Here is a 9,826-nt window from a genome sequence, read left to right on the forward strand (position 1 = left end):
AATATCCCATTTAAAATTTGTAAATTTCAAAGTTATATAAAAAAATAGAGTTAGCAAAATCAACTTTGCTAACTCTATATTAATCTTAAGATTATAGGTTTTCAGTATGTTTTTTATCAGCTGATTTTTGTTTCTCAGCTAATTCTTTAGCATTATTTTTGTACTTTTTATAATAAAAGTATAAGAAGATAAACCAGAATGGTGAAATAAAGATAGCCGCTCTAGTATCATCACTAAAGAATAATAATATAAATACGAATGCAAAGAATGCTAATACGACATAGGCAGTTGCTTGTCCACCGAACAATTTAAATTTATTATTTTTATGTTCTTGAGGATTCTTTTTAACGTAAATAATATAAGAAACAATAATCATTGCCCAAACTACTAAGAATAATACTGTTGATAGTGTAGTGACATATATAAATAATTGAATGGCATCTGGAAAGATGAAGTTAAGTAATGCTGCAACTAATAAAGTAAATGATGATACGAACATAGATAAATATGGAACACCATTTGAATTTGTTTTACTTAGCACTTTCGGTCCTAAGCCTTGTTTAGATAAACCAAATAGAATACGACTATTTGAATAAATACCACTATTCGTTGCAGAAGCTGCTGCAGTTAAAACTACAAAGTTAACAATACCGGCAGCAAATGGGATACCAATCAATGTAAATAACTTCACGAATGGACTGCTATCTGGATCAATACCATTCCACGGAATGACAGACATAATGACAAGTAGACCGCCAATATAGAATAGTAAAATTCGAATAGGTACATTATTGATTGCTTTTGGAATCGTTTTTTGAGGATCTTTAGTTTCCCCAGCCGTAACCCCAATCAACTCAATACCAATAAATGAATAGACAGCAATTTGGAATGACATTAAGAACCCAAATATACCATGCGGGAACATACCACCATGTTTAACTAGGTTAGTAAAAGACGCATGCCCGTAGTGTGTCTTGAAAGAAAAGAAGATTAATACTAAACCTACAATTACCATGGCTACAATAGTTACAACTTTGATAATAGAGAACCAAAATTCTAGTTCACCAAATAATCTAGCACCTAATAAATTAAATGAAATCAAGATTAAAACTATGAATAACACGGTTAACCAATGGGGTACTTGTGGATACCAAAAAGCAAAATATTGCCCCATTGCTGTTAGGTCAGACATACTTGAAACAATCCAACAAATCCAGTAGGTCCAACCAATGACGAAACCACCAAAAGGTCCGATATATTCATTAGCTATATCTACAAAAGAATTAAAGTGTGTACCACTTAATAATAATTCCCCTAAAGCACGCATAAATGCAAAAAGTATCATTCCAATAATCATATACGTGAATAATAGTGAAGGTCCGGTCAATGCAATCGTTTGTCCGGAACCTAAGAATAGTCCAGTACCAATTGCTCCCCCAATTGCAATTAATTGGATATGTCTATTATTCAACTCTCTATGCAGTTGTCTTGCCATAATTTTCCTCCTCAGGAAAGCAAAATAAACAATTTATGAAAGCGTTTTCTTTAAATTAATACTATAGAACTATTTGGAATAAAGCAATTAATTTTTAAAATATAAGTAAATACATTTATTAAGCTTTGTATGATAATTATTACTTATATTTTTTGAAAAATCACATTATTCTGTAAATCAGGGGTAGTACCATTAGTTATTAATTACGGAAAACATAACTATTATAATGATAAGTCAATCATTTTTGAAATGATTTGTGAAATTAAGTTCCAAACAATGTCATTTTAAATATAAATGAGGATGTGTAATAATGAATAGCAATGAAAAATATATGAAGAAGGAATCTAAAATGAAAATAGGGGCTATTTCTGATTTACATGTTGATCGAAACCCAAAATTAAATTCACAATATTATTTTGAAACATTAGTAAATGTAATAATGAAGAGAGAAATCGAATTGCTTATTATTGCAGGTGATATTTCAAATGATTATCGTCAATCTATCCAATTTATTAAAGATTTGAAAAATAAACTTGAAATGCCTGTGTTATTTGTACCAGGTAATCATGATTTATGGTCGGATAGTACAGATAAAAGTTCTAAAGAGATTTTTGAAATATTTAAACAACAAGAAGATTGTTTAATCGAGAGCCCTTATATGATTAATGAAAATTGGGCAATTGTTGGTCATACAGGATGGTACGATTATTCCTTTGCCGATACAAAATTTTCAAAGGAAAAATTACAAAAGGGAAAACATTATGGTGCAACTTGGCAAGATAAAGTAAGAATAGATTGTAATCTATCAGATAGAGAGCGTTCATTACAAGCTGCTAATCAAGTTGAACAGGATATAGCAGCAATAGGCGATCGACAAGTTATTCTAGTTACTCATATCGTTACGCATCCAGCCTTTGTCGTGCCAACACCTCATCGCATTTTTGATTTCTTTAATGCATATATTGGAACAAGTGATTTTAACCATATTTATCAACAAAACAATATTCAGTATAGTATTATGGGGCATGTTCATTTTAGAAAAAATTTAATTGAAAATAACATACAATATATTTGTCCTTGTTTAGGTTATCCGCGTCAATGGCGTACAGATGATATTTCTCAGGAAATAAATCATACTTTGGTTGACTTTATCATTTAAAATACCGTCAATCTATTTATATGAAAATATGATGACGGTATAAATTAAGGAGATTTAGTTATTAGGTTTAATATATAGACACATACGGCCTGGTGCATTAAAACTTCGTTCCATTTTTGATTTTTTGATTTTAATGATTTGTTTACTATTTGGAATAATAGCAGGGAATACAATTCCTTTACTGATATGACTCCAAAGTGGATCGATGTAGTAATAATTGTCTTTATCATAGCCAATAAGAAGTGTGACATGAATGTTTGATACAAGTCGAATTTTATAACCATCAAATTTAAAACTACGACGCATTGGTTTAGCGCCTAAACTCGTATGATACATGACTACTGGTTGTTGTTGGTCAATAATTTTTTCCAATTCAGCTAAACTTGTACCTGTACCGTTAATGACATTTGAATTATATTTTTGTAAAAATGGAACAAAAGCCTCTGGAAAAATGGTTTGATGGTAGCCAAATTTAACTAGCAAATGATTGCCTACATAACCTTTATAAGGGTTATTTGGGTGTGTTGGCCAATTTTTCATTATGTCAGTTGCTTTAATAGGCTGTTGATTAAATTGAAACATCATTGAAGCAGATACGCCTTCACATCCCATGACCATAGGGATAGGAAACAATTGGCTAATGGGTTTAACAGGTAGAATCGTTTTGTTCATCGGTAATCTCCTTAAGCTGATATACGTTTATATAGTATTCAATATTATATACTGAGTCTTTATATTTTGGATAATTATTTGTTTGGAAATGTTCATTTTAATGTTATTTCAGAATCAGAAAGGTTATAAATAGTAGAAAGCAGAATTTTTTAAGGGGAGTCAAAAATGAATTATCAAATAAAAAGTATGGAAGCTATTAATCTTATTGGTGTAAAACGCCAATTTAAGAGTGGGGGACATGCACAAAGTAATATCCCGGACTTTTGGGAAGATGTGACGACAATAGGTTTAGATTGTAGATTGTCAGAGAAAAGTGATGAATCATTTGAAGGCTTAGTTGGTCTATGTATACCACAACAGGATGGAAAAATGAATTATATGATTGGTGTTCCTAGTGACAAAACACCTAATGATGGATTAGAAACGTACCAGTTAGAGGATAATGACTATCTTGTTGTTAATGCAGTAGGTAAAGTGCCTTATTCTATTAGACATGCGATGCGTCACATTCATAATGAGTTATTGCCTAAGGAACATATTCAGTTAAAACAGGCGCCATTTTTCGAATTGTATCCTAATGGCGATACTCAAGACGATAACTATGTAACTGAACTTTGGTTACCAATAGAGCAAAATAAATAATAAAAAACGCAAGTGTTTGGCATAGAATAGATATTAAACCTGACTAATGCCTTACATTTGCGTTTTTAGTTTAAGAACGGTATTTTGTTGGATTAAGTTTGAAATAAATGAATTGTAATAACACTAACAAGATTGCTGTGATTGAAATAATAACTAAATACGGTGTCGGATCAAATTCGCCATTTAGTCCAACTAAAGGAGAAATAACACCACCAAGAATAAATTGGAATAATCCTAACAAACTTGAAGCGTTACCGCTACCTCCAGTTCTTTCTTCCATAGCTAATGCAAAGCCTAAAGGTCCTATAGACGTTACAGGGCTTATATTTAAGAAAAATGCTATGATAAGTAACCAAATAGGTAAGTGCATAGATAATGTAATAATAATCAGTATTACACCTATAATTTGAATGACAGTTAAGTAAATAAGTAAAGTATATCGGCTTAATTTTTCTACTAATAATGCTACGATTTGACTTACTAAAATTAAACCTATACCGTTAACGGCTAAAATAACACTAAATTGTTGAGGTGTTAAATTATAAACTTTTTGCGTAATAAATGGTGATGCAGATGCATAACTAAATAACATGACATAAGTTAAACCTTGTAACAACATTGGAATAACAAAGGATGGTTTTTTTAATAATGTACCAAAGTCTTTAAATATTCGTGAATAGTTTAATGTAGTCTGTTCAGCTTTATTTGATGGTGGCATCTTCATAAATACACCAATAATGACGATAAGTGTAATAATAGTTAAGATGATAAAGATACTTCTCCAAGTAGATATCGTTAAAGCAAAACCGCCAAGTAATGGCGCTATAATTGTAATAATTCCATTAACTACCATAAGTGAAGTTAACATTTTAGCCATCTCGTCACCACTAAACTTATCTCCAACTGAAGCTTTGGCTATAACTATAGAACCGCCTGCCATTAATCCTTGAATTAATCTTAAGAATAAAAAGAAATATAGACTAGTTGTAAAAACAGCAATTAAAGATGCAAGTAAATATATAACTAAAATGGTTAATGCGACTTTCTTGCGACCAAAAGCATCTGATAACGGGCCAAAGAAGAATTGCCCAAGTGCTAAGCCAATCATCGCAAACGATGTAGTTAATTGAATTTCTGAAGTTGTTGAGCCAAAGTCATGTTGAACGTTTGGCAATGATGGTGAATACATATCAATTGATAAGGGACCAAAAGTCGTCATCACCCCAAAAATGATAATTAATATGAATGGAAAGTGCTTGGCACTTGAATTTTGCATAAGCGTTCTCCTTTTTAAGAATTTATAGAACAAATTATATACGTTTTACACATATTTGTATGTAGTTATTTCACTTTTTATATCATCAATATTATTTATAAGGGGAAAATTTTGCTTTTAAAGCGTGCAGTGAATATAAATGTAATAACTAACAGGCTTGTATATACCTATCAAATTAGGGAATACAAGCCTGTTATTTTGGTTTTAAATTATTACAACATTATTTATTGACCGTTTGAGCTAGAGCCATTTATTAATTCTTCAATTTTAGATTTAATGCTATCAAACTTTGTATTAATATCTTGTAACATACTGTTTACTTTACTTTGATTTTCATTATTTTGTTGAGCAGTGTTAGCATTTTTCAGTTTATCAATTTGATCTTGATAAAATTTAGTCAGTTTAGAATCTGCGTTTGTTTCTTCTTTTTGTTTTAAATTATTGATGTCTTGTTGTAATTGGTTGATTTGTGATTGGCTATCTTTATTTTGTTTAATATCATTTTTAGCTGAGTCAACTTTATTATTAATATCATCGTTTTGACTTTCGACTTCTTTTTTATAGTTTTGTGATACGTCAGGATCATTACTAACTTTATCATTATTATGATTTAATACAGCTCTGGTTACGAAGATAGCTACAATAATTAACAGAATAACGATAATGGCTATCAACCATTTTTTAGATTTACGTGTTTTTTGATTTTCTTCCTGTAGCTCTTGTTCTCTTCTATAATCTCTACCGTTGTAATAGCGTTCTGGATTTTGTTCATATTCGTTTTCATTGTATTCACGTCGATCATCATATTGACTTTGGTTTCTATAATCTCGTTCTTCACTTTGTCTACGATGATTTTGATATTGATCATCATATCGATAAGAATCTTTATACTTATCAGTTCTTTTCATACTGTCCACCTCATTTTTAATGGCATTTCTGGATTATTAATTTAATGGCAAATTTAACACTAGTGTACGGGCTATATTGTGGGCTGTTTTAGTTAAAAGTTCATATCCGTTATCTAAAGCATTTTTAAGGTCGCTGGGTTGATTCATAATACTAAAGGCACTATCAATACCATAATCATAAACAGCTTCGTAGTTTTCTCCTAAACTTCCTCCAATGGCTATAACTGGAATATTGATTTGTTTTGACGCTTGAGCAACACCAATAGGCGTTTTACCTAATATTGTTTGATTATCAATTTTTCCTTCACCAGTTACTACAAGATTGGCATTTTCAATTCTAGATGTAAAACGGGTTTCTTCTAAGACAACATCAATGCCTTTAGTTAAATCTACATCTAGGAAAGCCAGTAATGCAGTCCCCATACCGCCAGCAGCACCTGCACCAGGTACATCTTTGACATCTTTTTCTAGTTGTAATTTTATCTTATCATGATAATGACTTAATGCGGTATCCAACTTTGGTATCATCTTTGCAGTTGCGCCTTTTTGAGGGCCATAAATGGCAGTAGCCCCATTGTCTCCTAGTAAAGGGTTAGTGACGTCACAAGCTACTTTAATTTCAACGTCTTTAAGTTTTGGATTTAACTGTGAAATATCTATATTATCTATATCAAGCAAATGAATGCCTCCTGGGGCAATACTATTATGATTTGAATCTGAAAATTTTACGCCTAATGCTTGTAACATGCCGACACCACCATCATTTGTAGCACTGCCACCAATGCCAAGTATAATTTTTTTAGCGCCTTGTTCTAAAGCATGATTGATAAGTTGTCCAGTACCATAAGAACTAGTTGTCATTGGATTTTTCTCATTCGTAGATAATAAATCTAACCCTGAAGCGGCTGCCATTTCAATGATCGCAGTTTGATTGTGTTGTGCATAAGCGTACCGTGCACATATATCTCTAAGGAGTGGATCTTTAACATCAACTTCAATAGTACTTGCCTTTAATGCTTCCATTAAAACTTCAGTAGTACCTTCACCACCATCGGCCATGGGAATCAGATCATAAACCGTTGAAGATGGTAATACTTTTGAAAAGCCTTGATGTATAGCTTCGGCTGCCTGTCTTGCAGACATACTTTCTTTAAAAGAATCTGGTGCGATGACTATTTTCATGAATCAACACTTCCTCATCGTTTTATTTATCTTTATTTTATAAGAGGTCAGGTTAAAACAAAAGACAAAATATAAGTATTTATATATGAGATAACGTTGCTACTATGGAAACGTCTATATGAAAATTTTATTATATAATAGTATAATAAAATAACTTAGTAATTATTAGGAGTAGGGAGAACAACCAGAAATGTACAACATGATAAAGTTTAGAATGAATGAATTATACGTTGGATGTATTTTCATTTTTTTATTTTATTTATTAATCAGTATATTAACGCCTTTGTCAGCAGATGATTTTAAATGGTCTGTTGTAAATAAAGCATCTAATTATAGAGAAATGATTGAATATACGGATGGAAGGTATTTATGTCATTTATTAGCAATGACAGCTATGAAGATTAATATTTTACGCTACATATTATATGCGATTATTTCATTTGGACTTGTCTATTTACTAGCACTAATACAGCAACAACAGCAACAACAGCAACAACAGCAACACTTCAATTTTTATATCGTAGTATCATTTATATTACTATTAATAATGCCAAGAGTGATTTACAGAGAAACATACGGGGGCTTTGATGGGTTTTTTAGATATGTGCCAAGTACTTTAATCTCTGTATTTATATTATTTATTGTCGTATTAACGATATATAAATTAGAAATGCTATCAACAAAATGGATAGTCTTATTCTTGATTTGTACATTGATAGGGCAATTTTTTGTAGAAAATATAACCCTTTACAATATATTGATATTACTTATTGGTAATATTGTATTTATGATAAGACATCGTAATTTTAATTATTATTTAATTATAGGTTTTATGTTGAGTTTAATTGGTGCCATGTTAATGTTTATCAATCCTATTTACATTAGCATTTATCGAGGAGGAGATAGTTATTTTTGTTTCTCAGATAAACTCGGGTTAAAGCATAAAATAGGTTATACATTGTTAAAGCAAATACCAGAATATATATTTATCGATCAATTTTTAATTGTAAGTATGATTGGATTTATCACAATTGGTTTTCTTATTAAAAATCAGTTGTTTGCTCATACGAAATTATATTGGAAGATACTTCTAATATTAAGTATAGCGATATTGCCTTTTTATAAACTTTTTGTTTATGATTTTCTTCAATTTAATCTATTAAAAGTTTCATTAGCGGTTGCGTTGCTAAACACATTCATATGTGGATGGTTTTTTATAGCATTAGTAATTTCAGTTCGTTTTATTTTTAAAGAACAAGTTATAAGGAATCTAGGTTATTATGCACTTGGATCGATACCACTGGTAACATTGCCGTTATTATTAGTATCTCCATTAGGGGCAGGTAATTTTTATACTATTTATGTATTGTGGTGTTTGTACTTATTATTATTAATTTCTCAATATAAAATACAGTGTCAGTCAATATGGATTGGTTTAAAAGGATTTTCTATAGCATTGGCATTTATTTTTATTGTTACAATGAGTGTGATATATTTTAATAATATTCAACGCATTGATGTGATAAACAAACAACTTGATACACATCGATACAAACATGTTGTCGTGTTAGAGAGGTTACCATTTGAAAATATCTTAAATAAGGCAACACCAACTTCTAATATGCAACACAAATCATTTAAAATGTATTATGATATACCTCAGAATGTTAAGCTGAAAATAGTACCTTATGGTTCAAGCTTGGCGAGACTTGAAGGAGATTAAGTATGAAATTAACTCAAACGCATATTGAGATTATTAAATTTATAATAGTCGGTGGCTTGAACACATTAAATTACTACATCGTTTATTTACTATTATTAAAATTACTAGATGTGAATTATTTAATTAGTCATATTACTGGATTTTTAGTTAGTTTCATCATTTCTTACTATTTAAATTGTTATTTTGTGTATAAAGTGAAACCAACATTACGTAAATTTATAAGTTTTCCACTGACACAAATTGTGAATATGGGAATGCAAACCTTACTATTATATGTTTTTGTACAGTGGTTTCATTTCCCGTCAGAAATTGCACCATTTGCGGGATTAATCATTACGATACCTATAACCTTTATTTTATCTAAATGGATATTAAAAGATTAATGCTAAAAATGAAATACATAATTAAAATAGACGGACATAAATCCCGAAATAAAAAGCACTAAGATGACCTATTTTGTACTGAACCCCAAAAGTTGTACTCTGGTTTAGTATACTATTTTAAAGGTTTGTTTCCTATATTGCTTAGGAGACAAGCCTTTTAATTTTGCTTTAATTCTTGTATTGTTATAAAAATTGATATATTTATGAATAGATTGTTCTAATTCTTGGAATGTTTCAAATGATTGTCCATAATACATTTCTTGTTTTAATAACCCAAAGAAGTTTTCCATTGAGGCATTATCTAGGCAATTTCCTTTTCTAGACATACTTTGAAATACATCATGTTCTTTTAATGACTCAATATAGTTTCTATTTTGATAATGCCA

Annotated in this window: 10 protein-coding genes; 4 read left to right on the plus strand and 6 right to left on the minus strand. The window is 30.4% G+C overall.

Annotated features, from left to right (window positions below; genetic code table 11):
• Positions 1-91: 91 nt before the first annotated feature.
• Positions 92-1,495 carry an amino acid permease gene (locus N524_RS0107445; protein WP_029056147.1) on the minus strand — a complete coding sequence of 468 codons (1,404 nt, stop codon included), beginning with the start codon at positions 1,493-1,495 and terminating at the stop codon, positions 92-94.
• 349 nt (positions 1,496-1,844) lie between these two features.
• On the opposite strand from N524_RS0107445, the gene N524_RS0107450 reads away from it, so the two are divergent.
• Positions 1,845-2,654 carry a metallophosphoesterase gene (locus N524_RS0107450; RefSeq protein ID WP_029056148.1) on the plus strand — a complete coding sequence of 270 codons (810 nt, stop codon included), beginning with the start codon at positions 1,845-1,847 and terminating at the stop codon, positions 2,652-2,654.
• Positions 2,655-2,708: 54 nt separating this feature from the next.
• Here N524_RS0107450 and N524_RS0107455 read toward each other — a convergent pair whose 3' ends face one another.
• Positions 2,709-3,326 carry a C39 family peptidase gene (locus N524_RS0107455; RefSeq protein WP_029056149.1) on the minus strand — a complete coding sequence of 206 codons (618 nt, stop codon included), beginning with the start codon at positions 3,324-3,326 and terminating at the stop codon, positions 2,709-2,711.
• A 165-nt stretch (positions 3,327-3,491) separates the two neighbouring features.
• On the opposite strand from N524_RS0107455, the gene N524_RS0107460 reads away from it, so the two are divergent.
• On the plus strand, positions 3,492-3,968 hold the full coding sequence (locus N524_RS0107460) for a GyrI-like domain-containing protein (RefSeq protein WP_017637585.1): 477 nt from the start codon (positions 3,492-3,494) through the stop codon (positions 3,966-3,968).
• A 70-nt stretch (positions 3,969-4,038) separates the two neighbouring features.
• Here N524_RS0107460 and N524_RS0107465 read toward each other — a convergent pair whose 3' ends face one another.
• The 3 genes from N524_RS0107465 to N524_RS0107475 form a co-directional block, all read right to left on the minus strand.
• Positions 4,039-5,244 (minus strand): multidrug effflux MFS transporter, encoded by a 1,206-nt coding sequence (locus N524_RS0107465; protein WP_029056150.1) that lies wholly within the window; start codon positions 5,242-5,244, stop codon positions 4,039-4,041.
• Positions 5,245-5,468: 224 nt separating this feature from the next.
• Entirely contained in the window at positions 5,469-6,152 is a 684-nt protein-coding gene (locus N524_RS0107470; protein WP_017637587.1) for a hypothetical protein, read from the minus strand.
• 36 nt (positions 6,153-6,188) lie between these two features.
• Complete coding sequence (locus N524_RS0107475) at positions 6,189-7,334, minus strand: glycerate kinase (RefSeq protein ID WP_029056151.1); 1,146 nt, start codon at positions 7,332-7,334, stop codon at positions 6,189-6,191.
• A gap of 190 nt (positions 7,335-7,524) precedes the next feature.
• On the opposite strand from N524_RS0107475, the gene N524_RS0107480 reads away from it, so the two are divergent.
• Positions 7,525-9,057 carry a hypothetical protein gene (locus tag N524_RS0107480; protein ID WP_029056152.1) on the plus strand — a complete coding sequence of 511 codons (1,533 nt, stop codon included), beginning with the start codon at positions 7,525-7,527 and terminating at the stop codon, positions 9,055-9,057.
• 2 nt (positions 9,058-9,059) lie between these two features.
• On the plus strand, positions 9,060-9,440 hold the full coding sequence (locus N524_RS0107485; RefSeq protein ID WP_017637712.1) for a GtrA family protein: 381 nt from the start codon (positions 9,060-9,062) through the stop codon (positions 9,438-9,440).
• A 104-nt stretch (positions 9,441-9,544) separates the two neighbouring features.
• Here N524_RS0107485 and N524_RS0107490 read toward each other — a convergent pair.
• Positions 9,545-9,826: IS3 family transposase (locus tag N524_RS0107490; RefSeq protein WP_029056153.1), on the minus strand; the 282-nt coding region annotated here is incomplete at its 5' end.

The organism is Staphylococcus sp. URHA0057, assembly GCF_000620265.1.
Taxonomy (GTDB): domain Bacteria; phylum Bacillota; class Bacilli; order Staphylococcales; family Staphylococcaceae; genus Staphylococcus; species Staphylococcus pasteuri.